Below are 26,006 nucleotides of genomic sequence, written 5' to 3'. Positions count from 1 at the left end.
GCTAAACTATTGAGTTTTCAAGGCTTCATAGTTTTTTTGATGTGGGAAGTTTAAGTTAATAAAAATAAGGCCTATCAGCGGCTAAACGTGCTTTCACTGATAGACCTTATTCATAAATATTTGGTAGATTGCAAATTTAATCCGAATTTTTGGACAAATTTGTCAGCATAACCTGATACGGTGTTTGTCAGTCGAGTATTTTAAGCGGTCGCTGGTTAATTTGGAGTAACGTCGTCGTTAAATCTTGAGCACTAATGTGCTCAAAACGAGTCCCATTAGGATAAAAATAACGTAAATTCCGATTAAAGCGTTCATTACTACCACGTTCAGCTGGAGTATAAGCATGGCAGTAATAGGCCTTAATACCATATTGTGATTCAAGTGATACTAGCCCACTAAACTCAGTGCCACGGTCCACAATAAAGCTCCATTAAAAGTGGTTAGGAACTTAGTTAGTGCTTCATTATCTTCTGAAACATATAGCGCACCTTGTCCAGGCGGCTGTTTGGACGGCGGGGCTGGATGACTGGCTTGCCGACAGCGGCCTGATACCCTTTCAGTTCTGTAAGGCATACGCTCTGCCCGTTGGTGTAAGAGGCCAGATCAGTACGGTATGCCTGTATACAGCGGGCGGGAATCTCGCCAGTAAAGACAACTTCATCCTTTTTTACCTGGACCGTTTCGATGGTGGCACAGTATTTCGGTGCATCATGATAAGCCCTGGAAAGATATTCCCGGGGCGCATAGAGGGTGAAGGAGAGATAAGGTTCCAGCAGTTGCGTCCCTGATTCCTTCAATGCCTGTTCCAATACAATCGGGGCCAATGAGCGGAAGTCCGCCGGCGTGCTGACCGGACTGTAATAAAGCCCGTATTCAAAGCAAATCTTACAGTCCGTTACGTTCCAGCCGAACAAGCCCTGCTCCAGCCCGTAACGGATACCATCCCTGACAGCGTTTTGAAAACTCTGGTTCAAGTATCCCAGCGAAACCCGGCTCTCGTATTGTACACCGGAGCCAAGCGGGAGTGGTGTAACAGACAGTCCGATGGATGCCCAAAACGGGTTGGGCGGCACCTCGATATGGATGGTGTGGCTGGCTGCTTTGAGCGGCCGCTCCATATAAATGACGGTGGGTTCCTTTACCACTGTTTCAAGCTTGTATTTTTCCGACAGCAAAGCGGAAACAACCTCCAACTGCACCCGGCCCAAAAAAGAAAGAATGATCTCATGGGTGATGGAATCCACCTCGCAGCGCAAAAGCGGGTCAGTATCCGCAAGTTGCGTAAGAGCGTCCAGCAGCCGTTCTCTTTGCGCTGCCGTTTTCGGCGCAATCGACGTCCGCAGCATGGGGAGGGGGTCCTCACGCCACCTTTTACGAGGGAGCCGGGTTGGGTCCCCTAATACATCGTTTAACCTCACGCTGTCGCTGGGAAGGATAACAATTTCACCCGGATAAGCGGTGTCTGTCCGAACAATTTCCCCTTTGGATGGAATACGCATCTCTGTGATTTTCAGCTTTTCTCTCCCGGCCAGGGCCACCGTATCCCGCAGGCGCAGCGTTCCGCTGTATAGCCGTAGATAGACACGCCGCTGGCCGCAATCTGTATACTCCACCTTGAAAACGCTGCCGCATAGGGCGGCGCTCCCCTGTTCCCCAATCGGTTGGAACAGCCCTGTCACCGCATCCATCAACGGTTGAATGCCAAGGCCCTTTTTGGCGCTGCCATAATAGACCGGGAACAGGGAGGCGTCTTGAACCCGCCGCTGTTCCTCCCGCACAAGTTTTTCCCGGCTGATTGGTTCTCCTGCGATATACTTTTCCAATAATTTATCGTTATTTTCGATGACCGCATCCCATGCTTCTATGTCGGTATTTTCCTCCAGGACTATTTCCGGGGACAGCGACACCGTCTGCTTGATGATAATATCGGCGGAGAGCTTATCCCGAACAGACTGAACCACGCTCTGCAAATCAACGCCAGCCTGGTCGATCTTGTTGATAAAGATAACGGTGGGAATGTTCATTTTCCGCAGGGCATGGAACAGAATACGGGTCTGGGCCTGCACGCCATCTTTAGCGGAGATCACCAAGATGGCCCCATCTAAAACAGCCAAAGAGCGGTACACCTCCGCCAAAAAATCCATGTGGCCGGGCGTATCCACAATGTTGACTTTACATCTGTGCCACTGGAAGGAAGTGACTGCCGCTTGAATGGTAATCCCACGCTGCCGCTCCAAAAACATGGTGTCCGTACTCGTTGTCCCTTTTTCGACGCTCCCCGGTTCTGAAATGGCTCCGCTGGCATATAGCAGGCTCTCCGTCAAGGTCGTCTTTCCAGCGTCTACATGGGCAAGAATTCCAATATTGATTATTTTCATGTGATTTTCCTCCCTTTACTGCCCCGAAGGGCATAAAAATCCCCAGCAGTAAAATACTTTTACCACTGGGGATGATAATTTGCGGACATACACATATACAGCATACACCTGTTTGTGAGTGCTGTTTTTGGGGATATGTCAAAATTGATAAGGCAAAAGTATTCTTAAATTGGGTACAAAAAACTAAGCCCCTACAAAAGGGACTATCATAATCCTTTGTTCCCACTATTTGATTATAGTTTTATTTAAGAATACCTTGCCGCATATTTTTTACTCCTTTTCTGGAATTAAATTATTATATCACATCAGTTTTAGGAAAACAAGTATCTAAAAGAAATTTTTCTTCCCCTTATATGTAACAATCATACCGGCTTCCTAACGTTCAGAATGGTTTCTACTGTCTGCTGCGGTGTTTGGTTGGAATTGTCCAGCCAAAAGCCGATCCGTGGTGTTGTCTGCATTTTACTAAATACAAATTCAATGTATACAGAAAGAAATATATAAGGAGTGGGAGGGATTCCGCCGTAGTCGGCATTGTAGGAAAATCCAAAAGTTTAGATTTTCTCAAAATGCTTATCTTTTGGTCTTTGGTTCGGAATAGTGTAGTGCTGGCGGTCTATCTATTGTTTTCGGTTGCTTGCTTCTTTACCGTACATGAGCATTGATTGCTGTATTGTAGATCAATTAATACCAATAACAAAAGATTAATAATAGGCAAAATTAAAAAATAAACAAATCGTGTTTTCCAATTTGCCAAAAATGAAAGTGAGGAAAATTGTGTTGCCATTAGATTATCTTCAACGTTCCTTTCTCTCGCGCTAAATCATTAATTTTTCTAACCATAACTAAAATTAACAATATCCAGATCAGCATACTGCAGATATAGGCCAAAATATTGGTCATATTCCCTGAATAAAGCAAAACCCTAACTGGCATAGTCATTGGCAAAAAATATTGTGATACTTCCATCAATGGTAGAGAAATCACTCTATTACCAAATAATCCTGTTAATAGTAAAATTGGAATATTAATCAACGCTTCGTAGACTAACGCGTTAGGAGTTAAGGTGAAGAAAGCCGCGATTAAAATATCCATTGTAGCTGCAGCAATCCAAAGCAAGATAACTATCCCAATGAATTTTAAATCAATTGTGCCCGTTGCTACTGAGAAGATTTTTGCTAAAAGAAATGACAAAGGAAAAGCAAGCAGGCCATAACTCGAAGCTGGTAAAAGAAGAGCAATCAAGGATGCTCGCTCATCATAGCGCGTGTTAATAATATAAGGAAGTGTTCCTTGAAAACGCTGATATCCTATACTTCCTGCAGCGGTAGTACATGAAGCCCATAAACCAAATACTGCACTTCTTATCCAGACCATTGGATCATTTAACCCATGATTAGCGTAAGCAATTGTGTACTGTAAAACGAAAATACTAACTGTACTAGTTATTGTCAACCAAAAGAAATACTGATTAGATATGTACAGCTTAAATTGAAACCAAAAAAGTCTTAAAAACCTCATTAATTCATCCCTTATTATTCTCTTCTAAGTTGTGGTGCTAAGGCAAGGTATGATTCTTCAAGTGTTGCTGGTCTATCAATTCGTTTAACTTTAGACAATTTCACAATATCTTGAACTGTACCTTTTGCGTGAACTTTGCCTGCACCTAATAAAACAATTTGATCTGCTAATGCTTCAACTTCTGACATCATGTGACTAGTTAACAAAATACTAATGTCATTTTGTGCTAAATTCTTAACTACATTTCTGATATTAGTAGCAATTTCTACATCTAAGCCATCAGTAGGTTCATCTAATAATAATAATTTAGGATTTCCTAGAAGTGCACGTGCAATGTGACCATTTTCATCAGCCAACTTATCAGTATTACCGATGTACAATTCTGGTTGTTGCATCGTTGGCATGTCTAAGAAGACCAAGGATTGACGTAAAACATGGTGTGCTAAGACGCCAGAGATACCAGAGATCGATTGGGAAGCAACCAAAGCAGGCTTGCCGCCCCAAACACTTTGACCCCATGGACGTGAAGCAACATCCAAAGCATTCTTCAAGGCTGCTGGGATGCTACGGTTATGTTCAGGTGTGACAAAGATGAACGCATCTTGAGCCGCAACGGCCTGACGAAATTCTGTATATTCTACGGGTGAATCCGCATCGTAGTCTTGGTTATATAGTGGCAACTTAGCGATATTTAAGTACGTTACTTCAGCGTCGTCTGGTAACCCAGCAACGATGTCCTCAGCGACCCCTTTAGAATAAGAATTTTTACGAATAGAACCTACAATTACACCATATTTTGTCATATCAAACAATCCTTTCAAAACTAATTTCCTTGTTATACTTACCAATAGTAAGTATAACAAGCTGTTGAAAAAGTGCAACCATTTTAGCCTATCAATTTTCAAAATCACTTGTTCAATCGCCAAAAAACGTTGTTAAATCAAGACTTACGCTCCAGAAAAATATTTTAGTCTATGTCTAATTACCGACAGAAAAGATCATCGGAGTATCAATGATTCCGATGACCCTTTCTTTATTTTCAATACACGTCTAACCGGAATTTACGTTATTTTTATCCCTCGCCTATCTCTAAATGTCTGAACACACCTTTTAAGATCCCGCTGAAATAAGGCCATTGCCCCAGCATTAACGGCAAGGCCCCAGACTTCACCCAACATATTCGGCCACTGTTATCTGCATAGCATCCGCCTGAACTTCCGACCTGATAAAAATGCGCTGACCACCACAGTGCATCAGCGCATATCAGACCGCGTATCGGTTCAATTTATAAAACGTCATAATTTATTTGATACGGGACAACATCCGTTTGATAAGTCGCAATAGAAAATTCAACTAGCCGCTGGTGACCATCCTACCCCTTACGTTTGCGCCGAATCGCTAATGGTAATCTAGCTTATTGTCTAGAACGATTTAACTGGCACCACGCGTATTCTATATATATGATTTTGATGATTTGATCGAAGAAAATGGAAAAATTCAAACAAATGGATTGTTATTATTTTTAGGAACAATGGCTGGAGTAAATGGATCAGCTTCTTTGTTGCGGGTGTCAAGTTCTAATGCTATAAAGTATGCTTCTAAACAAATATTAGGGAAACCTTTAATGAAAACTTTGTGGTACTCATTATTAAAAAATAACTAGTATAGTTGCTGGCAAAACACTAACCAAAAAGGGACTAGCCTCTGGAATTGAGAAAATTGTTCCAGTCGTTGGTGGAGTTACTTCGGGAAGTAGTAAGTGTCAATATTTTTGCGGTAGGCCAGCGTGTGTCAGTCAAGAAAGGGATTTTTTCTACGTAAAGTCAAGCATAATAAGAAGTTTGGCTTCATTTTTTGTTTAAATTTCAACTTAAACATCTTTTAGTGTCGATTTATTTTTTTAGTTAGACACAACAAATAAGCCCAGATCCATATCTGATTTTTGGGCTTAGCGTTATAATGTACTTGATCAATTAATTACGACTAAAGTCTTTTTGATTATGTGTGGCTACGTTGTAATCATATGGTTGATCATTGATAATCAGGGCATAAATGGTTCTGATTAGTTTATGAATTGAAGCAATAGCTATCTTTTTGAAACCTTTGGTTTGAGAGGATAGCTTTTTGCTTTCATAATAATCTGCTATATGACACGGATTTGTCTTAGCTGTATTATCTTTTCTACTATATTGTGGAATACTAATGGATTCATCTAGATAAATATTTAACCGTTGCAAGAGACTCACTACGTTACCAAAATACATTTCTCCTTTACCATTCTCCCATCTAGATAGTGTGGCTGGAGAAATTATTCCTCTTGCAACTTGAGTTAATGACAATCCCTTTTTTCACGTATATTTTTAAATATAGCCCCGTAATTATCTACTGTTTCCACTTTTATCACCAACCAGGGTTTAATTGATTTTAATAAATCCTACGCTACCATCTTCTCATACAAGCGATACATCCGTCCATCATAGGCACATAGCGAAATATCCATCTTATAATCAGAATTTTCCTTTTGCCACTTTTGAATAGTATCAACTGCAACTTTAGCTGCACTTTCTGCAGGATAACCATACACACCCGTAGAAATAGCTGAAAAAATCACGCTATGTAATCCCACTTTCTTTGCCAAAGCCAATGAATTATAGTAGCAAGAAGCTAGCATATGCGCATCACTAGTCTTGCCAGCATAAACTGGGCCCACTGTATGAATCACATATTTCGCAGGCAAATTATAGCCATGTGTTATCCTTGCTTCACCTGTTGGACAACCATGCAAAGTCATGCATTCTTCAAGCAAACGTGGACCCGCTGCTCTATGAATGGCACCATCAACGCCGCCACCACCAAGTAATGAATTATTAGCCGCATTAACGATCGCGTTGGCTTTCATCTTAGTAATATCGCCTTTAATAATTTTTATGTCTTTCATAATTATGTCCTTAGAAATAACCAACATTCTAACACCAATAACATTGTTATTTTGCTTAATTTAAAATCATTTTAAATGTTAAAAAAGTGAGTTAGTCATATCATGATATGATTAGCTCACTTTTTAATATTGATGTATTTTTTTATTCAAAACTGACTTAATTTGAGTCACATAGAGCACAATACCAATTACTAACCAAATAGCTGCAATCAAAATACCCAACCATAGATTAGTATTATTTAATTTGACGAAATTAACTAACTCATAAAATGGAAAAATATAGCTCAAACTTCTTAACCATGCAGGATAATTAGAAATTACAACCAATACACCTGAAACAATGGTAATTACTGAACCAAATAGGTTAGTGAAAAAGTAAGGATTTTTCATTTGCCATGACAAGCTCCAACCTGTAAAACCCATAACAGCACCAAAAACGCAGGCAACTGGTAAAATTACCAAGCAACGGAAGAACACCCCCCAAGGCAAGCCGAATAATAATAGCAATATCACATTGATTACACCCAAGACGATTCCTGCAATTAATGAAGTAAGGAATTTAGTCCCCCAATAATAAGGACTGTATGGTCTTTTTGCTATCATTTCAAGATCGATGCCCAAATTAGCATCTGTAATCAATAATTGCGACATTGCCTGAATTGATAAAGCTGCACTATCAATCACGATCGATGAGGCAGCGACATACCAGTTGAATTGATTGCTGTATTGTAGATCAATTAATACCAATAACAAAAGATTAATAATAGGCAAAATTAAAAAATAAACAAATCGTGTTTTCCAATTTGCCAAAAATGAAAGTGAGGAAAATTGTGTTGCCATTAGATTATCTTCAACGTTCCTTTCTCTCGCGCTAAATCATTAATTTTTCTAACCATAACTAAAATTAACAATATCCAGATCAGCATACTGCAGATATAGGCCAAAATATTGGTCATATTCCCTGAATAAAGCAAAACCCTAACTGGCATAGTCATTGGCAAAAAATATTGTGATACTTCCATCAATGGTAGAGAAATCACTCTATTACCAAATAATCCTGTTAATAGTAAAATTGGAATATTAATCAACGCTTCGTAGACTAACGCGTTAGGAGTTAAGGTGAAGAAAGCCGCGATTAAAATATCCATTGTAGCTGCAGCAATCCAAAGCAAGATAACTATCCCAATGAATTTTAAATCAATTGTGCCCGTTGCTACTGAGAAGATTTTTGCTAAAAGAAATGACAAAGGAAAAGCAAGCAGGCCATAACTCGAAGCTGGTAAAAGAAGAGCAATCAAGGATGCTCGCTCATCATAGCGCGTGTTAATAATATAAGGAAGTGTTCCTTGAAAACGCTGATATCCTATACTTCCTGCAGCGGTAGTACATGAAGCCCATAAACCAAATACTGCACTTCTTATCCAGACCATTGGATCATTTAACCCATGATTAGCGTAAGCAATTGTGTACTGTAAAACGAAAATACTAACTGTACTAGTTATTGTCAACCAAAAGAAATACTGATTAGATATGTACAGCTTAAATTGAAACCAAAAAAGTCTTAAAAACCTCATTAATTCATCCCTTATTATTCTCTTCTAAGTTGTGGTGCTAAGGCAAGGTATGATTCTTCAAGTGTTGCTGGTCTATCAATTCGTTTAACTTTAGACAATTTCACAATATCTTGAACTGTACCTTTTGCGTGAACTTTGCCTGCACCTAATAAAACAATTTGATCTGCTAATGCTTCAACTTCTGACATCATGTGACTAGTTAACAAAATACTAATGTCATTTTGTGCTAAATTCTTAACTACATTTCTGATATTAGTAGCAATTTCTACATCTAAGCCATCAGTAGGTTCATCTAATAATAATAATTTAGGATTTCCTAGAAGTGCACGTGCAATGTGCATTCTTTGTTTCATTCCTTTAGAGAAAAATTGTACCTTTTTATTCATGTCATTACTTAAACTAACTAAATCAAGTACACGTTCTATTTCCGCTTTTTGCTTACGATAAGGTATTTTAGCCAAATCTGCAAAATATGAGAGATTCTGTTTAGCTGTAGCTCGACCGTAAAAGCCCAAGTCCCCACCAAAGGAAACTCCAATATTATCACGTAACCTGGTCTTAATAATATTCTGACCACCGACAATCACTGAGCCAGATGTGGGTAATAAATAACCGCCTACAATAGAGACAATAGTAGTTTTACCAGCACCGTTGGGGCCCAATAAGGCAGCAATTTCACCTTTTTTAATATTAAAAGAAACATCGTCTAACGCTACAAATTTTTTTCCATTGTCATGATATACTTTTCGTAAATTTTGAATAGAGAGATAATTTGTCATTTATTTTCTGCTTCCTATATTTTCCTTCTTAAAAGATTTATCTAAAATCAATTGCGCCTCAGCTTTAGCCTCTTCTTTCATGCCTAATTTTATATAGCAACTAATCAGCATTTCTCTAGAAGCTTTTACTCCATCGAAGTTTCCAATATCTGCATGTTCATTAAGAGCTTCTTTAGATGTCATCAATGCATCATGATAATTTTTTAATAAATATTGAGTATAAGCCAAAATACTACATGCTTCAGCAACGTAACCTTTAGAATAAATTCTTACATGCTCTAAATTATTAATTGCAATATGGTAAGCTAATTTATAATCATGTTTTTGAATTTCTAATTGAACTAAATTAATAGCTACTTGTCCCTTATATCGTTCCGCTTGGCTTTTTCCTTTTATACTAGAACAAGTGGAAACATACTTATTAATTCTATCAGTTGCATTTACTAGTAGAGTTTTAGCCATTACTAATGAAAAACTATTTGGCTCCATTACAACTGCTAAACCCAACATATTATCGAATAATGCCATATACAGATCTTTATCTTTGGATCTAGGAATTTCTTTAGATATCAAAGTATATAGTAATTCTTGAGCGCCTTCATAATCATGAAATCTTTTAAGCTTAGTTATTATCAATCTATGGTAAGCTGTAATTACATGATTAATATCTCCTGCTCTCTGAATTGCCTTAGAAAAATATAAGTATGAATCTTTAGAGCCTTTACTTGCACATACAGTTCCACTATATATTAATGCATTATATGTTCCATGCTTTAGAATTTCACTTTTTCTTCTAGATACTATGTCAAAAACTGCATCAAAATTACCTGTTAACAAGATACAGGCATCCATAATATAAGGTAATAATCCTATCTCAGCTTGTAACATATCTGAAACCAGTTTATCGTATGATGGTATTTTTACATTTATTTTTTTAGTATTCCACTCCACAAATTCTCTAGGACTTGTTGTAAACCTCACACCTAAATCATTTAAAAAGAAAGGACTCCGTGAAGATCTGTCTCTTACCGAAGTCCCTTCTAATAATTTTTTAGATATGTTAAGTCGTTCGAGAAAAGCAGAATCTATTTTTTTATCAAATTTAGGAATTGATAAAATTTGATTTATAAAATCTTCTAAATACATCTTTTCTCCCTTAACTATCATTAAGCACCATGATTCCAAGTTTGCATTGGACCAGCAAGCATTACTTTAGCATCTTTCATCTTTGAAGTTGCTTCATCAATAATCTTTTCTAAAGTCATATTTTTCATCTCCTTCCAATTAAACTACAGACGTTATTTTATAATTACAGGTAACACCCAAATCATTGATAATGTCCCCTTTCCTTAAGAACAATTATATTATCATTCATATTTATGCTCTCGACTCATTAGTTTCGTCACACGAAACTATATTTTCCAAGATATTACTCTATTGCCGTATCCCCACATAATAAGTTGATCTTTTATTTGTTTTGCTTTCATCTTATTTCCTTCAAACATATACTTAAAGAAGAAACCTGCAATTCTATAAAACATATAGTGACTTCTACAATCCAACTTTTCTAAATAATCTAGACATTTTGTAATATTAGTTTCATTTCTATAACCATAATCGTAGCAGTAATATAGATAATTATTACAAATAATAGCTATTCTCTCGATCATTCTTTCTGAGGCATTATTATTTGAATATTGTTTTAATATTTGACTTATACAATTATTTAATTGTTTTTCAGTGAAGACTTGCATGCAGTTACCAAATAATCTTAGTGCATCAATATCTCCTAACCAAGTATCATGCCTTGTAAATTCTTTTATTATATCCTCTTTTATTCCTACACTTAATTCATCTAATTGTCCTCGAAAAGCTGCTATAGCTACAATGATTCTATACTTAAACACCTTATTACCTGGCAATTTAAGCACTTCTTGCAAACAATTTTCTATTTCATTTTTATCAGAGGTATTAAAAGCTATCCTTACCTTATTTTCAAGTTCTTCAGCTCTTTTCTCATTTTCTGAAATATACTCGTTTTTAATTAGCTCCAAAAAACTGTCTACATCGATATGGTGTGCAAACAAGATTTTAAATAAACTTTCTGCAGAAATGCCTTCTATTCCTCGTTCAATCTTAGAATAATGACTTTTATGAATAATTCCTTGGATCATTTCATCTTGTGTCAATCCTAGACGAATTCTTTGGTGTTTTAACGCTTCACCGATAGTCATCTTTCATCCCTCCAATTTAACTTCAACTATACTATCTTTTTAATTTTCTCTCCATACAAAAACGCCTTGCCCGAAAGCAAAGCGTTTTTTAGCATAAGCAATTTTAAATTTACCTTAACCCTTATCTGCACCAGCAGTAATTCCGTTAACGTAGAACTTCTGCATGAAGACAAACAAGATAGTAATAGGGATAGCGATGATTACACACCCTGCAACGAATTGTGCGAAGTATGCAGTCGCATTACCTTTGGCTGTGTGCACCATGTTGTACAAACCATAAGCAACAGTATAAGTCTTAGCATTTCCTGAAGTTGAAAGAATAATACCTGAGAAAATGAAGTCTGTCCATGGAGCGATGAATGCAGTCAAAGCGGTGTAAACGATCATTGGCTTTGAAAGTGGCAAACCAATGTGTAAGAACACTTGCCACTTAGTAGCACCATCAATTTCAGCAGCTTCGTCAATTGATCTAGGAATAGTATCAAAGAAACCTTTAGCAACGTAGAAGCCAAGTCCGGCACCACCAACATAAACAAGTAACAAACCGAAGAGGTTTAACATGTTCAAGCCTTTTAAGATGTAGTACAAAGCGATCATAGACATGAAGCCTGGGAACATCCCTAAAACCAAAGCAATTTGCAAAAATGGTTTTCTAAACTTAAAGCGAAGTCGTGACAGAACATAGGCAACTGAAATAGTTAAGAATGTCGAAATAACCATCGAGAGAAGAGAAACAATTAATGTGTTAATGATCCAGTTACCGAATGGGTATTGCGGATTAGTAAAAATACCAACATAGTTCTGCAACGTGAATTGTTCTGGCCAGAAGGTCGAAACGAATCCAGTATCATTGTATGAAAAACTTGCTAAGACGATCCACACAATTGGTAAAATCCAGATAATAGCAAGTAATGCTAAGAGGATATACCGAAAGATTAATGAGAGCCGTCTTTGATTTGAATATGACTTCATGTCTAGCCCTCCTTATAAGCGTTAGTGTGGCGATATGCAATCAGCGAGACGACCGCACTAATAATGAAGATTAAGATACCTAGTACAGCTGACGCGTTATAACGCTGTTCCTGACCGAACGTCAAGTTATACAGCCACGTTACCAGCAAGTCAGTCGACCCGGCTCCGTTATACTTACTGTTCATTGGTGCACCACCCGTCAGCAAGAAGATAACGTTGAAGTTGTTGATGTTACCAATGAATTGTTGAATAAGTGAAGGTGCCATAACGAATAGAATTTGTGGGAAAGTGATTGAGCGGAAAATTTGTGCAGCGTTGGCACCATCGATCTTGGCAGCTTCAATTTGATCTTCTGGCAAGTTTTGAATAATTGCAGTTGAAACCAACATTGAAACTGGGATACCGATCCACATATTAACAAGGATAACGGTGATTCTAGCTACTAATGGAGAAGCTTGGTTATCAATGAAGTGAATTGGCGAACTAATCCAGTGTAAGTTCATCAAAATATTGTTCAAAGCACCTTGGTAGTCTAAGAACTGAGCCATCATCAAAAGTGAAACGAATTGAGGAACAGCCCAAATAATTACAAAGACTGTTCTCCAAAAGGCCTTATACTTAATGCCTTTGGATTCAATCAACATTGCAAGCAAAACACCAAAGAAGAAAGTAGTAGCAGTTGCAGCTACGGCCCAAATCAAGGTCCAGCCCAATACTGGGAAGAAAGTACCAGCTAAGTCACCACTCAACACATTACCGAATGCTTGGAACCCTGTCCAAGAAAAGGCGATTGGGTGCTGACGATCATAGTTAGTAAATGCCATTGAAATCATGAAGACTGTTGGCAAAACTGTGAAGAATAGGATACCCAATAATGGAATAACCATCAAGGTTGCGTGTAACCGAGTATCAAGCAAACTCTTAAGTTCTTCAACGTTAGTTGGAATATGGTCCCCATCACGCTTCAAAATATAATTATGTCTAGTTGAGCGTAAGTTGACAATGTATAGGTAAATGATTGCTACACATAAGATCAAGGCCAATACACCGAATAACAAAATCAAAACTGAGTTTGATGGTTGCTTGGTTACATAAACGCCTTGTGCGGCATCATAAACAACTTTTTTGGTTTTAATAGTACCTAATGTAGCTAATGAATTTAAAGTAGGGATACCACTGAGGATAAACCAAACAATAAAGATAATTTCTGAAAGTAAGAGTGAAATACCTTTTACCCATTGTTTGTTTGCCAAGGCGTTACTACCCATTAAGAAGAATGATAACTTGGTAGCAATGTCACCTTTTGACCAAACCTCGCGATATGTTGCTTTAGGAGCTACATGCTTTTTCTTTAGAAACATAACTTCTCCCCTTCTTAGGCAAAAAGGCTGGACAATTTTTATTTAGCCCAACCCTTGCTTATGCTTTTAGCAAATTATTTCTTTTCAATGTTCTTAGCGAGCTTAGCAAGTTGTGGCTTGTATTGTGCTGGCTTAATCTTGCCGTCGTAAGTACCACTGATAAGTGGAGCTGCACCATTCCAGAATGCGGCCATTTGTGGAAGCTTAGGTTGCAATACTGAGTTACCTGGCTTAGCCATTTCGATTACAGCTTCAGCAACCGGGTCACTCTTAACAGCACTTGAGTTGACAGCGCTCTTCAATACTGGAATTTGACCAGCGTTCTTATGAGCAATTAATTGTGACTTCTTGTTAGTAATGTAAGCAGCTAAATCTGAAGCAGCCTTAGCATTCTTGGTGTTAGCATTAACTGCGAAGCCTTCAATACCAAGGAATGCTTCCATTTGTACGCTCTTACCACCAACTTCAATCTTAGGATACTTAGCAACTGCGAAGTTCTTACCCAAGATCTTCTTGATATTAGCAGCGTTCCAAGGACCGTCCAAAATAGCTTGTGCGTTACCCTTCTTCAATTGGTTCAAAGCGTTTGAAGTTTGCATTACGCCCTTGTTCTTCTTTTGAGCTGCGTACCACTTCAAAGCATTAATACCGTTTTGTGAGTTGAAAGTTGAGTCCTTAAGGTCTTCACCATTCTTACCGTAAAGTGTAGTACCTGCTGAGAACATTACTGGCCACATTACGTAAGCGTTAGTAAAGTCGGTAGCTACAACACCCTTTGAAGTTAAAGTCTTCCAGTCCTTAACGTCGTTAGCTGATAACTTAGACTTGTTGTAGTAAATGGTTTGAGCTTGTTGTGCGTATGGGAATGCGTAAACCTTGCCCTTCCAAGTTACACCCTTTGAAGCAACATCGACATAGTTGTCTTGGATATCCTTAGTTGCTGATGGTGAAAGTGGGTTAATGTAACCAGCTTCAGCCATTTGACCTAATTGATCGTTAGGAACTTCAAAGACATCAGCAGCCTTTGATGGGTCCTTACCAACGTCTGTCTTAGCGTTAGCTGAACCGTTAGGACTTTGAACTACACGAACCTTAATATTCTTGTTCTTCTTAGTAAAGTCCTTAGCAATTTGCTTGTAGTAAGGAACTTGTTCAGTATCCACCCAAAGAGTCAAATTTGCACTCTTACTTGAGCTTCCATTACTACTTGATGAATTTGATGAGCCGTTTGAACAAGCTGCAAGTGACATAGCAGCTAAAACAGCAGTACTACCTAAAGCCATTTTCTTCCAAAACTTCATGACTTTTTCCTCCTAAAAAACCAAAATAATAAACAATTCTTAACAACAGTAGCCTTTGCTACATACGGTTGTAAGCTTTAATTAAAATTAGTTAACGATGGCCTTTGTGGTGTCTTTATCAAAGAAGTGAGCTTTGTTAACATCGAAGCCCATCTTTACCTTATCGCCTGGCTGGTGATAATCACGAGCGTTTACCAAGGCTACAAATTCAGTTCCGTCAACTTCTTGATAAAGTTGGATGGTTGAACCCAAAAGTTCTGAAACAACAACCTTAGATTCAATAACTGAGTTTGGCCAAGTTTCCATAAATGCTTCTTCTGAGTGGATGTCTTCTGGACGAATACCAAAGACAACATCCTTATCGTTGTATCCCTTTTGTTCAAGCATCTTAGCTTTACCTTCAGGGATTTCGATATCAAGACCCTTGCCATCAGAAATTCTTTGGTCTTTGTAATGGACGTTAAAGAAGTTCATTTGAGGTGAACCGATAAATCCAGCAACGAATTGGTTAACTGGGTGGTTGTAAACCTCAAGTGGTGTGCCAATTTGTTCAACCTTACCTACTGACATAACTACGATTCTGTCAGCCAAAGTCATGGCTTCAGTCTGGTCGTGAGTTACGTAAATAGTGGTTGTGCCAAGTTGTTGGTGCAGCTTGGCAATGTTGGCACGCATTGATACACGAAGCTTAGCGTCCAAATTAGAAAGAGGTTCGTCCATTAATAGAATAGGGGCACTACGTACAATCGCACGCCCTAAAGCAACACGCTGACGTTGACCACCGGACAAAGCGCCTGGCTTTTTATCTAAGTATTCTTCCAAGCCCAACATCTTAGCGGCCTTATGAACACGTTTATCAATTTCAGCTTTATCTACGTGACGTAATTTAAGGCTGAAAGCAATATTGTCATAAATAGTCATGTGTGGATACAAAGCGTAGTTCTGGAAAACCATCGCAATGTGTCTATCCTTTGGAGCGACATCATTCATTACCTTGTGATCAATTTCCAAAGTACCTTTACTGATGTCTTCCAAACCAGCAACCATTCTTAATGTAGTTGACTTACCACAACCGGATGGTCCAACGAAAACGATGAACTCCTTATCTTTAATATGTAAGTCAAAGTCATTTACAGAATACTTATCGTTGCCTTCGTATTTCTTGTAAATATGGTTTAAATCAACCTCAACCATTGTTTCCCCTACTCTCTAACTTTTATTCTTTTTCTTCAAAAACTTTTTCAATTTCACTAAGCTTAAGATCAGCAGTTGTTGGTACGATGTAGTCAGCTTCTTTTAAAAGTTCCTTATCACCAATACCAACTGCAAATTGATGAGCAGCCTTGATTGCTTCAACACCAGCCTTGGCATCTTCAAAGCTGATTACTTCGTTTGCCTTTAAGCCAGCAATTTCTTGCGCCTTAATGTAGATTTCCGGATCTGGCTTACCATGGTGAAGAGTTGCTGGATCAACGATCCCATCAAATTCATCCATGATACCCAATCTAGTTAAAATCTTTGGTGCATTCTTTGAAGCAGAAGCAATTACCATCTTTAAGTTTTGCTTCTTAGCATCTGCTAACAATTCAGGAATACCAGGCAAGATATCCTTTGGTGTCATAGTTTCAACTTGTTCAACAAACTTAGCGTTCTTTTCTGCAGCAAACTTTTCTTTTTCTGCTTCGGTGTATTTGTCTTCTTGACCACCGTACTTCAATATCAGGTTAAGTGAATCCATTCTTGAAATACCACGCAAGCTATCAAGTTGAGCATCTGTTAAGGTAATGCCTAATTCCTTAGCTAAATTGTTCCAAGCTGTAAGGTGAAACTTAGCTGAGTTAGTTAAAACACCATCTAAATCGAATAACAATCCTTTAAGCATTTGTAGTTTCACCTTCTTTAAGAGTAACTTTCTTATCGTGAACTAATACATCAATATCTTCACCCTTAAGCAAAGTAAGCTTAGTTCCTTCATGATCAACATAAACTTCGATCAAGCGACCACGGTAGTTGATCTTGAAGCTGTAGTGATCCCAACCTTCAGGAACAAATGGGTTAAACTTCAATTGGTTGTGATCGTAACGCATGCCTGCGAAACCTTGAACAATTGTAAGCCATGAACCACTCATTGAAGTGATGTGCAAACCATCAACGGTGTCGTTGTTGTAGTTATCAAGGTCAAGACGAGCAGTTCTTTGGTAAAGCTCAACAGCCTTCTTTTGCTTGCCAAGTTCAGCAGCTAAGATTGAGTGAATACATGGTGAAAGTGAACTTTCGTGAACTGTTAATGGTTCGTAGAAGTCGAAGTTCTTTTCCTTTTGTTCCATAGTGTATTCATCGTTCAAGAAGTAGATACCTTGTAAAACATCGGCTTGCTTGATAAATGGTGATCTCAAGATCTTGTCCCATGACCAGTGTTGGTTAATTGGACGTTGATCTTCGATTTCGCTAACTGGACGAATATCCTTGTCTAGGAAGTCATCTTGTTGTAAGAAGATGCCTCGTTCCTTGTCTTCTGGTAAGTACATGTTATCTACGATGTCTTGCCATTTAGCCTTTTCTTCGTCAGTTACGCGAACTCTTTCTTGAGCTTCCTTAGTAGCAAGTGGCAAACGTTCCAAAGTGTATTGCAGAAGCCATCTTGCCATGGTGTTAGTGAACCAGTTGTTGTTAACGTTGTTTTCGTATTCATTAGGACCCGTTACACCGTGCATTACGTACTTGTTACGCCACTTTGACCAGTGAACTCTAGCTGCCCAGAATCTTGCGGTACCAACTAAAACGTCCATACCTTCGTTCTTAACGTAGCTGTCGTCGCCAGTGTAATCAGTGTACATAGCGATTGCGTGAGGAATGTCCGCATTTCTGTGAATTTCTTCAAAGGTGATTTCCCATTCATTGTGACATTCAATCCCGTTGAAGGTAACCATTGGGAACAATGCACCTGGTAAGCCTTGTTCTTTAGCGTTATGGTATGCGCCTGGCAATTGATCGTGACGGTATTGTAAAAGTGCCCGAGTAACACTAGGATCAGTAACACATAAGTACATTGGAACAATATAGGCTTCAGTATCCCAGTAAGTAGCACCACCGTATTTTTCACCGGTAAAACCTTTAGGACCAACGTTAAGACGTTCATCTTCACCGTAATAAGTCATGAATAATTGACAAATGTTAAAGCGGATACCTTGTTGAGCGGCATCATCACCAGCAATTACAACATCTGATTTGTCCCAGCGCTTTTGCCAAACGGCTTCATGATCAGCTAAGTTTTCTTCAAAACTCTTAGCTTGAAGCTTGGTCATCAATTCAGCTGCCTTAGCATCTTGATCATCTGGTTTGACGTCACGACTAGTAACAACAATGACATCTTTTTCAAGATCGTAGCTTTCGCCTTCATTTAACTCAACTGAAAGCTTTTCATGAAGTTGGGCTGCTTCAGTTGAAACATCACCCTTAACTACTTCACCATTATGACGAAGACTTTGCTTAAGGAGGACTGTAAATTGTGGAACCTTGTAGGGGTTAGCCTTAGTTTCAACCTTAATAGTTCTTGCTTCAGCATTTTCACCTAAAGGCATCCAGAATTTTGCATCGTAGTTACTGTCTTCGTTAACAACAGTTCCATCAAGTGCTGCATCAAAGTCGATCTTAGCTTTACCACTTAAAACGGTAGCCTTAACTTTAATTAAAGCTGCTTCTTTTAAGGTAATATGTAAAAACCTTTCGAATTCGAATTTAACCTTAGTATCCTTACCTTCATAAGTAAAACTTCTAGTCAGAAGACCTTGGTGCATATCAAGTGCTAAGTAGAAATCACTAAACTTAACTTTAGCTAAGTCAAGTTTTTCACCATTAATCGTAATTCCCATGTTGATGAAACTTGGTGAGTTAGGAACCTTACCAAAGTACTTTGGATATCCGTTCTTCCACCAACCAACACGCGTCTTATCAGGGAACCAAACACCAGCAAGGTAAGTACCTTGTAAGCTGTCACCTGAATAGCCTTCTTCAAAGTTTCCTCTCATACCCATGTAATCGTTGCCGATTGCAGTCATACTTTCTTGCAATCTTTTATCTTTTGGTTCGAACTTATGGGTAACGACCTTCCAAGGATCAATTTCAAAGATTCGTTTCATATATTCTATCTCCCGTAATATTCGAGGTTCTCTCTTGTTTACGCTTTCATTATCCTTTAGTTGAAAGCGGTTTACAATATTAAATCTGCTGTTACCGTTATCAGGATTAGTTAATAGAAAAAGAAGGTAGATCTTAATCTGCCTTCTTTTTTTGCTTATTAAAAGTAACTTTTAATGAACACTCACTACAAAGCCTTTTGGTGCCAATTGATTATTCTCATAATCTTGACTAAACGTGTTCTCACAATTGATCTCTACTGGATGATCGGTCGTGTTAAAGTATGCTTTAATGCTTTCATTCCCCTCACGATCGACCTCAATTAACCCATTCTCTGTTACGTGTAACTTAATTCGACCTTTACCGAAAGTTTCATCATGTTGCAAACGAAAGTCAATCAATTGATGAACTCGTTGCCAAACCGGGCCGTCTTCTTTTGCCCAATCCATTGGTTTACGACAATCAGGATCGTTGCCACCAGTCATACCCATTTCAGTTCCATAATAAATGCATGGACTACCCTTTTGCATAAATTCAAAAGCTAAGGCTTGCAAAGCCAAATCTTGGTCTCCATTAGCTACTGTCAAAATTCGGGCTGTATCGTGTGAATCAAGCATGTTCATCATGGCTGCATTGGTAGCATCGCGATATTTCATCAACTGGTCTGTCAAACGACTAGTTAATTCTTGTGCTGACAGCTTATGCTTGAAAAAGTGATCTTCAATCTGCAATGTATATGGATAATTCATTACGCCAGTAAACTCATCACCGTTAAGCCATGGACGAGCTGAGTGCCAAACTTCACCAACAATGTAAAAGTCTGGCTTGATATCAGTTACTGCCTTATGGAACTTCTTCCAGAAATGATGATCTACCTCGTTGGCAACATCCAAGCGCCAAGCATCAATATCAAAATACTTCACCCAGTACGTAGCTATCTCAAGCAAGAAATCTTGTACTTCAGGGTTAGCAGTATTTAATTTAGGCATGTGCTTTTCAAATGCGAAAGTATCAAACTGCGGATTTCCTTCACCTTGCAATGGATCATGGTACGGTTCAACTGGATACTCATTAATGTGGAACCAGTTAGCAAAACGAGAACTTGGACCATTTTTAACCACGTCTTGCCACTGCATTGATTGATCACCTAAGTGGTTAAATACCGCATCCAGCATGACTTTCATGCCACGTGCATGGGCCTCATTAACTACTTTGGCAAACAAGTCTTTATCACCAAATTCTGGATCGATTTGCAAATAATCAATCGTGTCATATTTATGGTTGGAGCTTGCTTTAAAAACAGGACAGAAGTATAAGCCATTTACTCCAAGTTTTTTCAAATAATCCAAATGGTCTAATACCCCTTGCAAGTCACCACCATAAAAGTCTTCTCGACCAGGATGATCTTCGGGATTCCAAGGCTTCACATTTTTAGGATCATTAGATTTATCACCATTGGCAAAGCGTTCTGGGAAAATCTGATACCACACGGTATGTCTAACCCATTCCGGTGTTTTAACCATATCAATATCATGGCAATATGGAACCTTAAAATATGAGCCATCTTCCATTAAGGCTGTCTCTACATCGCTGCTGATTGCTCTGTCACCTACAACAACGCTGGTGCCATCGCTACCAATTACTTCAAAAGTATACTTTAAACGGTGAAATGGTGCTTCAAGGGTAGCTCCCCAGTGATCCTCAACTTGACCTTCACCAATCTTAGTCATTTCAATGGTTTTAGCTTGGTTCAATGGTAAATAGTTATCGCAATAATGCACAATAACTTTTTCAATATCATTCTTTGCGCTATGAAAACGAACACGAACATGAGTCGCATCAATTACAAAGCTGTCTTCACTTTCAGTTCTGTGTTTTAATGCTGCTAATTGCATGTTTTAATTCTCCTTTTTCAACACAACACCTGCATAAGGCATCAAAGTTAATTTCCCGTTAGTTAATTGATATTCTCCTGCTTTTAATTTTTCTTCCGTATATCCTTGTGGAATCTCTACTGTAATCTTTTCATTGCTTAATGAAACTGCCACGATTGCACTCTCATCGCTTAAATCACGCTGGTAAATATAACTATTTTTATCAGTTGGAAGCATATAGTAGTCGCCATCTTGGAATAAGCTTTCTTTTTTAAGGGCGATCATCTTTTTATAAAAAGTAAACATGCTAATATCTGAATTTACTTCACTAGCAACTGAAACATGTTTTTCAACAATCCCGTTAATCCAAGGAGTTCCTTCAGTAAAACCATAATTTTTAGTGTCATTCCACGGCATTGGACCGCGAGCTGGCAACTTATGCGTTTCACTTACCATCGTCATTGCATCTTCTCTACTGATACCTGCCTGTTCTGCTTTTTTAATCCATGGTGCCACCGTCTGATCTTCAAATTGATCAACACTAGTAAAATGCAAATTCTTTAAGCCTAATTCTTCGCCATAATAGATAACTGGAATCCCGTGCTGCAAATACATCAAGATAGCCAAACTTTTAGCTTGGGTTGGCGTCTTCGCCACTCTGGTAGCCAGTCTAGCCATGTCATGATTATTCCAGTAAAGAGTTGGCTGAGAAACACCTGCTAAGGTCTGTTGCCAAACAACTTGATTTTGCTTAAAGGCCGTAAAATCAATACCCTTAGGTTGATATTGCTCAGGATAGCGCTTATCTACTTTTGACTCATCATCAGTAAAGTAACGAAAAGTTATAACACTATCCATCAAATGATTACGCTTATTAGTGTAATCAACGGCCAAATTTACGCTTGCACTTGCAGCTTCGCCTAATAGCAAGGCGTCTGGATAATCTTGCTTAATCTTTTCACAAAACGGCCGCATCCATTCCTGAACTTGAGGCAAGTTGGCAAAAAATGGTTCGGCAATAACCGGTTTGTCATCACCAACTTTATTAGGATAATTTTGTCTCAAATCTGCTTTGCCAATATGAATAAACGCATCAAGCCGCAGACCATCAATCCCCTTTTTTAGCCAAAATTCAGCTACTTCAAGCATGGCGTGGCGCACTTCAGGATTTTTCCAATTAAGGTCCGGCATACGCTTATCAAACAAATGGAAATATGATTGACCAGTTCCTGCTGGATCAGGCTCCCAAACGCTGCCACCAAAGAAACTCCCCCAATTGTTAGGGCGCTTGCCATCATGACCTGCAAAAATGTAATAATCACGATACAGACTATCAGGATTCTTAATTGCATCTTGGAACCATGGATGCTGATCTGAAGTGTGATTTAAGACAAAATCCATAATAAGATGAATGCCAGCTTCATGAAGTTCTTTAATTAAGTTCTCCATGTCTTCCATTGTTCCCATATGTGGATCAATAGCAAAATAGTTTGAAACATCATAGCCATTATCTACTTGTGGTGAAACAAAAATAGGATTAAGCCAAACGGCATTAACCCCTAAATTTTGCAAGTATGGTATTCTCTTCCGAATACCATTTAGGTCGCCAATACCGTCATCATTACTATCTTGAAAAGACTTAGGATAAATTTGATAAATAATTGCGTGATCATACCAATGTGCCATAATTTTTCCTCCATGCATAGTTTAGTTGATATAAGAAACCGTTTTCAATATGTATAGAGATGTTACCGGTATCAAAAAAGCATATCTTGCGATATGCTTTATCTTTTAATTATTATTTATTATCTCGTAAGTTTAATGACTTCACGAGCGATCATTACTTCCTCATTAGTTGGTACAATCAAAGCTTTAACTTTAGAATCTGGCTTTGAAATAAATTTTTCACCATCAGTTCTGTTAGCTTCAAAGTCAGCCTTTAAGCCTAAATATTTCAAAGAAGACATAATGCCTGCACGAATTCCGGGATCATGTTCACCAATACCGGCCGTAAAGACAATACCGTCTACACCATCCATTTCTGCAGCATAAGCACCAACATAGCGAACTACCCGATTAATGTAAATACGACGAGCTAACTTGGCTCTTGGTTCATCACTTTCAATCAAATCACGCATATCTGATGAAACGCCTGAAATACCTAACAACCCTGATTCTTGATTCAACATATCAATTGCTTGATCAATATCCATACCAGTCTTATGCATCAAGTATTGCAAAGCCGATGGATCAAAGTCACCGCTTCGAGTCCCCATCGTCACCCCAGTTAATGGACTAAAGCCCATCGAAGTATCATATGATTTGCCATTCTTAACTGCAGTGATTGATGAACCTGATCCTAAATGGCAAACAATTAAACGAGCGATGTTAATATTTTTATGCATCATCTTAGCGGCACGAGGGGCAACATAACGTACAGAAGTGCCATGTGCACCATATTTACGCACTGCGTAATCCTTATAATACTTGTACGGAATAGAATATAAATAATGAACAGCATCAAGAGTGTGGTGATATGCCGTATCAAAAACGGCAACCTGTCGAACGTTAGGCAGAATACTCATAAAAGCTTTAATTCCTTCTGTTTCAGGACCATTATGCAAAGGTGCTAATTGAGCAATCCGTTCAAGTTTGTGTAAATTATGATTATCAATGACTACAGAATTAGGAAATACTTCTCCACCGTTAACGATTCGGTGCCCTACTCCTTTAATTTCACTTAATTTCTCTACAACATGATATTTCTTTAAACAGTCAATCAATAAGCTTACTGCATCCCTTTGCGTAGGAATCGACATATTTTTAATATATTCGTTACCGTTAGCCAATTTTATTTTAAAAATCGAATTTGGCATACCTACACGTTCTGCTCCGCCTTTTGCAATTACTTCTTCGCTAGGAAAAGAAAAGAGCTTATATTTAAAAGAAGAACTACCAGAATTGATTGCTAAAACTTTTTTCATAATATCGTGACCTCTGTTTTATTCGATGTATCTATAACTTATCTCTTATTTTTAAGTATAGCGCTTTCATTGCAGAGATGGAAAAATTTTGAAATTAAAAAATCACATCGATGTGAAAATCAATGCGATTTTATTATCTAGTAGTCTCTCGTCTAATCAATTCTGGCTTAAGCATAACTTCACCTTGTGGGGAACCAGATTGAGCAATTTTTTGCAATAACATACTTGCTAGCATTTCACCCATCTTAAAAATAGGCTGCTTAATTGTAGTTAACTTAGGATTAGAAACTTGGTCCAAAAAGACACCGTCAAAGCCAATCACACCAAAATCTTCCGGAATCCGAGCGCCCTCAGCTTGCAGCTGCCGGACAACGCCTACCGCAATTCGATCACTAGCACAGACAAAACAAGTATCTTTTTTAAACCCTTTAAAATGCTCATGAATCACATCTTGGGCGGCATGACTGTGGTTAGAAACCCGATAAATCTGCGGAATTAATTGGTGCTGTTGCAAAGTATTGATATAACCAGCTTCACGCGAATACTCAAATGGCTCTTTAATATCAATTCCGATAAAAATAATGCGCTTATATAAGCGATCCAATGCATACTGTGTTGCCATCTTCTCGGCAGTTTGATTATCTGTATCAACAAAATCATATCCGCGGTGATTTTCACCAAATAATACGAATGGCTTATCCAGCTTATCGAACATATCATAATCTTTATTCCGCGCACCTGTAATCAAATAACCATCGGCACGACCTTTTTCAATTTGGCTGGGATCAGTTACTAACTGCATGGCGTATTGCTTAGTATTCAATCCTCGAGCAAAGCCAAAAAGCAAGTTTATGTAATATGGCTCGGTTGTATCAATATCTTCTAAAGTAACAAATTTGACTACATTAGTACGATTATTAACTAAAGCTTGGGCAATTGAATTAGGATGGTAATTTAAATCTTCCATCGCCTTTTCAACTATTACTCGCAACTCTGGCGTTACTTGCTCTGGGTGGTTGATTACCCGTGATACCGTCATTTTGGAGACGTTTGCTTCTTTAGCTACATCAGATAAAGTTGTCATTTTATTCCTATTCTAAGTACATCTTTCTAAATCTATTTAGATCTTTTTGACTAAAACCAAGCTCTTTTTTGAAGAAGTTATCAAAACTGCCCCAGCCTTTACGAATTGTTTCAGTGATTCCGCGAATTGCTGGGCCTTCTCCTTTGGTCAGGTTCATTTTAGAAACCATTTTTGCAATCTGATTATCATCAGGGTATTGCTTGGCTAATGCAAAATTGTACAGTTCATTCGTCAACAAATAGTCTTGCGCAATCGTATCATCATCTACGCCAAGAGCAGTCAAAATCAGAGCTGACGTCATACCAGTTCTGTCTTTCCCTGCACTACAGTGATAAACCAAGGCATCTTCTTCTGGAAGCTCAATCAGCTCCGCAAAAATCTTGGCAAACATATGCTGGCTATGAGTATTGAGCAAAACTTGTTGATATATTTCACCCAAATAGTTATCACCCATGTCAGGAATATGATGAATGAAACGGTAAAGCTTATTGTCACCCTTGTTTTCCTTACGGTTTTCAGAATAAATATGCGCATCCACGTAACGCACATTAGGCCATTGCCTATCTGGAGCTGCATTTTGCTCATACTTTGAACGTAAATCGATATCAACTGTAATCCGGCGATCAGCTAGCTTTTGCTCATCTTCATCAGATAAAGAGCTAAGCGAATCAGAACGATATATTTTATTCCACTTTACATGTTGACCTTTATCATTCTTATAACCGCCGATATCTCTAAAATTAAGCGGTCCATCTAAAGCAAGTATTCTATCATGCTCCATTTTGCTTACCCTTTCTTTGCAAAAGTATTAATATACGCGTGGTGCTAGTTAAATCGTTCTAGGCAATATGCCATGTTGTAAGCTAATA

General features: G+C 38.3%; 21 protein-coding genes and 4 pseudogenes. 1 reads left to right on the top strand and 24 read right to left on the bottom strand.

Features of this window, described 5'->3' with window-relative positions; translation table 11 throughout:
• Positions 1–187: 187 nt before the first annotated feature.
• The 5 genes and pseudogenes from CP357_RS05415 to CP357_RS10320 all read right to left on the bottom strand — a co-directional run.
• Positions 188–465 (bottom strand): annotated as a pseudogene (locus CP357_RS05415) (IS30 family transposase); the annotation flags it as partial.
• Complete coding sequence (gene tet(W), locus CP357_RS05410) at positions 453–2,378, bottom strand: tetracycline resistance ribosomal protection protein Tet(W) (RefSeq protein WP_098036734.1); 1,926 nt, start codon at positions 2,376–2,378, stop codon at positions 453–455. The gene tet(W) and the pseudogene CP357_RS05415, both read right to left, overlap by 13 nt.
• A gap of 786 nt (positions 2,379–3,164) precedes the next feature.
• Complete coding sequence (locus CP357_RS05400) at positions 3,165–3,833, bottom strand: multidrug ABC transporter permease (RefSeq protein ID WP_233185891.1); 669 nt, start codon at positions 3,831–3,833, stop codon at positions 3,165–3,167.
• Positions 3,834–3,913: 80 nt separating this feature from the next.
• Positions 3,914–4,255: an AAA family ATPase gene (locus CP357_RS10715; RefSeq protein WP_369822784.1), complete on the bottom strand. Its 342-nt coding sequence runs from the start codon at positions 4,253–4,255 to the stop codon at positions 3,914–3,916.
• A pseudogene (locus CP357_RS10320) lies at positions 4,232–4,702 on the bottom strand (NADPH-dependent FMN reductase); the annotation flags it as partial. The pseudogene CP357_RS10320 and the gene CP357_RS10715, both read right to left, overlap by 24 nt.
• A gap of 671 nt (positions 4,703–5,373) precedes the next feature.
• On the opposite strand from CP357_RS10320, the gene CP357_RS10130 reads away from it, so the two are divergent.
• Positions 5,374–5,562, top strand: a complete 189-nt coding sequence (locus tag CP357_RS10130) for a hypothetical protein (RefSeq protein ID WP_143438290.1) — start codon at positions 5,374–5,376, stop codon at positions 5,560–5,562.
• Positions 5,563–5,872: 310 nt separating this feature from the next.
• Here the strand turns inward: CP357_RS10130 and CP357_RS10710 are convergent.
• The 19 genes and pseudogenes from CP357_RS10710 to CP357_RS05300 all read right to left on the bottom strand — a co-directional run.
• A pseudogene (locus tag CP357_RS10710) lies at positions 5,873–6,061 on the bottom strand (IS110 family transposase); the annotation flags it as partial.
• A gap of 57 nt (positions 6,062–6,118) precedes the next feature.
• Positions 6,119–6,238 (bottom strand): annotated as a pseudogene (locus CP357_RS10705) (helix-turn-helix domain-containing protein); the annotation flags it as partial.
• A gap of 95 nt (positions 6,239–6,333) precedes the next feature.
• Positions 6,334–6,837, bottom strand: coding sequence for an O-acetyl-ADP-ribose deacetylase (locus CP357_RS05380; RefSeq protein WP_087176610.1), 504 nt, complete (start codon positions 6,835–6,837; stop codon positions 6,334–6,336).
• 123 nt (positions 6,838–6,960) lie between these two features.
• Positions 6,961–7,677, bottom strand: a complete 717-nt coding sequence (locus CP357_RS05375; RefSeq protein ID WP_098036731.1) for an ABC transporter permease — start codon at positions 7,675–7,677, stop codon at positions 6,961–6,963.
• Positions 7,677–8,345: a multidrug ABC transporter permease gene (locus CP357_RS05370; protein WP_233185891.1), complete on the bottom strand. Its 669-nt coding sequence runs from the start codon at positions 8,343–8,345 to the stop codon at positions 7,677–7,679. The genes CP357_RS05375 and CP357_RS05370 overlap by 1 nt, the downstream gene beginning before the upstream one ends.
• Positions 8,346–8,425: 80 nt before the next feature.
• Positions 8,426–9,190, bottom strand: coding sequence for an ABC transporter ATP-binding protein (locus tag CP357_RS05365; RefSeq protein WP_025006261.1), 765 nt, complete (start codon positions 9,188–9,190; stop codon positions 8,426–8,428).
• Positions 9,191–10,336, bottom strand: a complete 1,146-nt coding sequence (locus CP357_RS05360) for a hypothetical protein (protein WP_025006262.1) — start codon at positions 10,334–10,336, stop codon at positions 9,191–9,193.
• Positions 10,337–10,602: 266 nt separating this feature from the next.
• A complete protein-coding gene (locus tag CP357_RS05355) occupies positions 10,603–11,424 on the bottom strand; it encodes a helix-turn-helix domain-containing protein (protein ID WP_098036729.1) in 822 nt (273 codons plus the stop codon).
• A 114-nt stretch (positions 11,425–11,538) separates the two neighbouring features.
• Positions 11,539–12,396 (bottom strand): sugar ABC transporter permease, encoded by an 858-nt coding sequence (locus tag CP357_RS05350; RefSeq protein ID WP_025006263.1) that lies wholly within the window; start codon positions 12,394–12,396, stop codon positions 11,539–11,541.
• 2 nt (positions 12,397–12,398) lie between these two features.
• Positions 12,399–13,757: a carbohydrate ABC transporter permease gene (locus tag CP357_RS05345; RefSeq protein WP_098036728.1), complete on the bottom strand. Its 1,359-nt coding sequence runs from the start codon at positions 13,755–13,757 to the stop codon at positions 12,399–12,401.
• 74 nt (positions 13,758–13,831) lie between these two features.
• Positions 13,832–15,058 carry an extracellular solute-binding protein gene (locus CP357_RS05340; RefSeq protein WP_098036727.1) on the bottom strand — a complete coding sequence of 409 codons (1,227 nt, stop codon included), beginning with the start codon at positions 15,056–15,058 and terminating at the stop codon, positions 13,832–13,834.
• 87 nt (positions 15,059–15,145) lie between these two features.
• The gene (locus CP357_RS05335) at positions 15,146–16,252 is read right to left on the bottom strand and encodes an ABC transporter ATP-binding protein (protein ID WP_098036726.1); all 1,107 of its coding nucleotides are present in this window, start codon (positions 16,250–16,252) and stop codon (positions 15,146–15,148) included.
• A 22-nt stretch (positions 16,253–16,274) separates the two neighbouring features.
• Positions 16,275–16,940, bottom strand: a complete 666-nt coding sequence (gene pgmB / locus CP357_RS05330; RefSeq protein ID WP_013438717.1) for a beta-phosphoglucomutase — start codon at positions 16,938–16,940, stop codon at positions 16,275–16,277.
• Positions 16,933–19,197 carry a glycoside hydrolase family 65 protein gene (locus tag CP357_RS05325; RefSeq protein WP_098036725.1) on the bottom strand — a complete coding sequence of 755 codons (2,265 nt, stop codon included), beginning with the start codon at positions 19,195–19,197 and terminating at the stop codon, positions 16,933–16,935. The genes pgmB and CP357_RS05325 overlap by 8 nt, the downstream gene beginning before the upstream one ends.
• Positions 19,198–19,368: 171 nt before the next feature.
• A complete protein-coding gene (locus CP357_RS05320; protein WP_098036724.1) occupies positions 19,369–21,090 on the bottom strand; it encodes a glycoside hydrolase family 13 protein in 1,722 nt (573 codons plus the stop codon).
• 3 nt (positions 21,091–21,093) lie between these two features.
• Positions 21,094–22,755, bottom strand: a complete 1,662-nt coding sequence (locus CP357_RS05315; protein ID WP_087363675.1) for an alpha-glucosidase — start codon at positions 22,753–22,755, stop codon at positions 21,094–21,096.
• 119 nt (positions 22,756–22,874) lie between these two features.
• On the bottom strand, positions 22,875–24,053 hold the full coding sequence (locus CP357_RS05310; RefSeq protein WP_087176600.1) for an acetate/propionate family kinase: 1,179 nt from the start codon (positions 24,051–24,053) through the stop codon (positions 22,875–22,877).
• Between the two features lie 133 nt (positions 24,054–24,186).
• Positions 24,187–25,137 (bottom strand): LacI family DNA-binding transcriptional regulator, encoded by a 951-nt coding sequence (locus tag CP357_RS05305; protein ID WP_087176599.1) that lies wholly within the window; start codon positions 25,135–25,137, stop codon positions 24,187–24,189.
• Between the two features lie 7 nt (positions 25,138–25,144).
• The gene (locus tag CP357_RS05300) at positions 25,145–25,918 is read right to left on the bottom strand and encodes a tyrosine-protein phosphatase (RefSeq protein ID WP_098036723.1); all 774 of its coding nucleotides are present in this window, start codon (positions 25,916–25,918) and stop codon (positions 25,145–25,147) included.
• Positions 25,919–26,006 lie beyond the last annotated feature (88 nt).

It is taken from the genome of Lactobacillus sp. UMNPBX6 (assembly GCF_002553975.1).
Taxonomy (GTDB): Bacteria; Bacillota; Bacilli; order Lactobacillales; family Lactobacillaceae; genus Lactobacillus; species Lactobacillus gallinarum.
This window is presented reverse-complemented; position numbering and strand designations above follow the sequence as displayed.

What these genes read in the sequence shown, in the direction of transcription:
- CP357_RS05380 (WP_087176610.1), bottom strand. Translation starts at nt 6,837, where the DNA reads ATGAAAGACATAAAAATTATTAAAGGCGATATTACTAAGATGAAAGCC.
- CP357_RS05375 (WP_098036731.1), bottom strand. Translation starts at nt 7,677, where the DNA reads ATGGCAACACAATTTTCCTCACTTTCATTTTTGGCAAATTGGAAAACA.
- CP357_RS05365 (WP_025006261.1), bottom strand. Translation starts at nt 9,190, where the DNA reads ATGACAAATTATCTCTCTATTCAAAATTTACGAAAAGTATATCATGAC.
- CP357_RS05360 (WP_025006262.1), bottom strand. Translation starts at nt 10,336, where the DNA reads ATGTATTTAGAAGATTTTATAAATCAAATTTTATCAATTCCTAAATTT.
- CP357_RS05355 (WP_098036729.1), bottom strand. Translation starts at nt 11,424, where the DNA reads ATGACTATCGGTGAAGCGTTAAAACACCAAAGAATTCGTCTAGGATTG.
- CP357_RS05350 (WP_025006263.1), bottom strand. Translation starts at nt 12,396, where the DNA reads ATGAAGTCATATTCAAATCAAAGACGGCTCTCATTAATCTTTCGGTAT.
- CP357_RS05345 (WP_098036728.1), bottom strand. Translation starts at nt 13,757, where the DNA reads ATGTTTCTAAAGAAAAAGCATGTAGCTCCTAAAGCAACATATCGCGAG.
- CP357_RS05340 (WP_098036727.1), bottom strand. Translation starts at nt 15,058, where the DNA reads ATGAAGTTTTGGAAGAAAATGGCTTTAGGTAGTACTGCTGTTTTAGCT.
- CP357_RS05335 (WP_098036726.1), bottom strand. Translation starts at nt 16,252, where the DNA reads ATGGTTGAGGTTGATTTAAACCATATTTACAAGAAATACGAAGGCAAC.
- pgmB (WP_013438717.1), bottom strand. Translation starts at nt 16,940, where the DNA reads ATGCTTAAAGGATTGTTATTCGATTTAGATGGTGTTTTAACTAACTCA.
- CP357_RS05325 (WP_098036725.1), bottom strand. Translation starts at nt 19,197, where the DNA reads ATGAAACGAATCTTTGAAATTGATCCTTGGAAGGTCGTTACCCATAAG.
- CP357_RS05320 (WP_098036724.1), bottom strand. Translation starts at nt 21,090, where the DNA reads ATGCAATTAGCAGCATTAAAACACAGAACTGAAAGTGAAGACAGCTTT.
- CP357_RS05315 (WP_087363675.1), bottom strand. Translation starts at nt 22,755, where the DNA reads ATGGCACATTGGTATGATCACGCAATTATTTATCAAATTTATCCTAAG.
- CP357_RS05310 (WP_087176600.1), bottom strand. Translation starts at nt 24,053, where the DNA reads ATGAAAAAAGTTTTAGCAATCAATTCTGGTAGTTCTTCTTTTAAATAT.
- CP357_RS05305 (WP_087176599.1), bottom strand. Translation starts at nt 25,137, where the DNA reads ATGACAACTTTATCTGATGTAGCTAAAGAAGCAAACGTCTCCAAAATG.
- CP357_RS05300 (WP_098036723.1), bottom strand. Translation starts at nt 25,918, where the DNA reads ATGGAGCATGATAGAATACTTGCTTTAGATGGACCGCTTAATTTTAGA.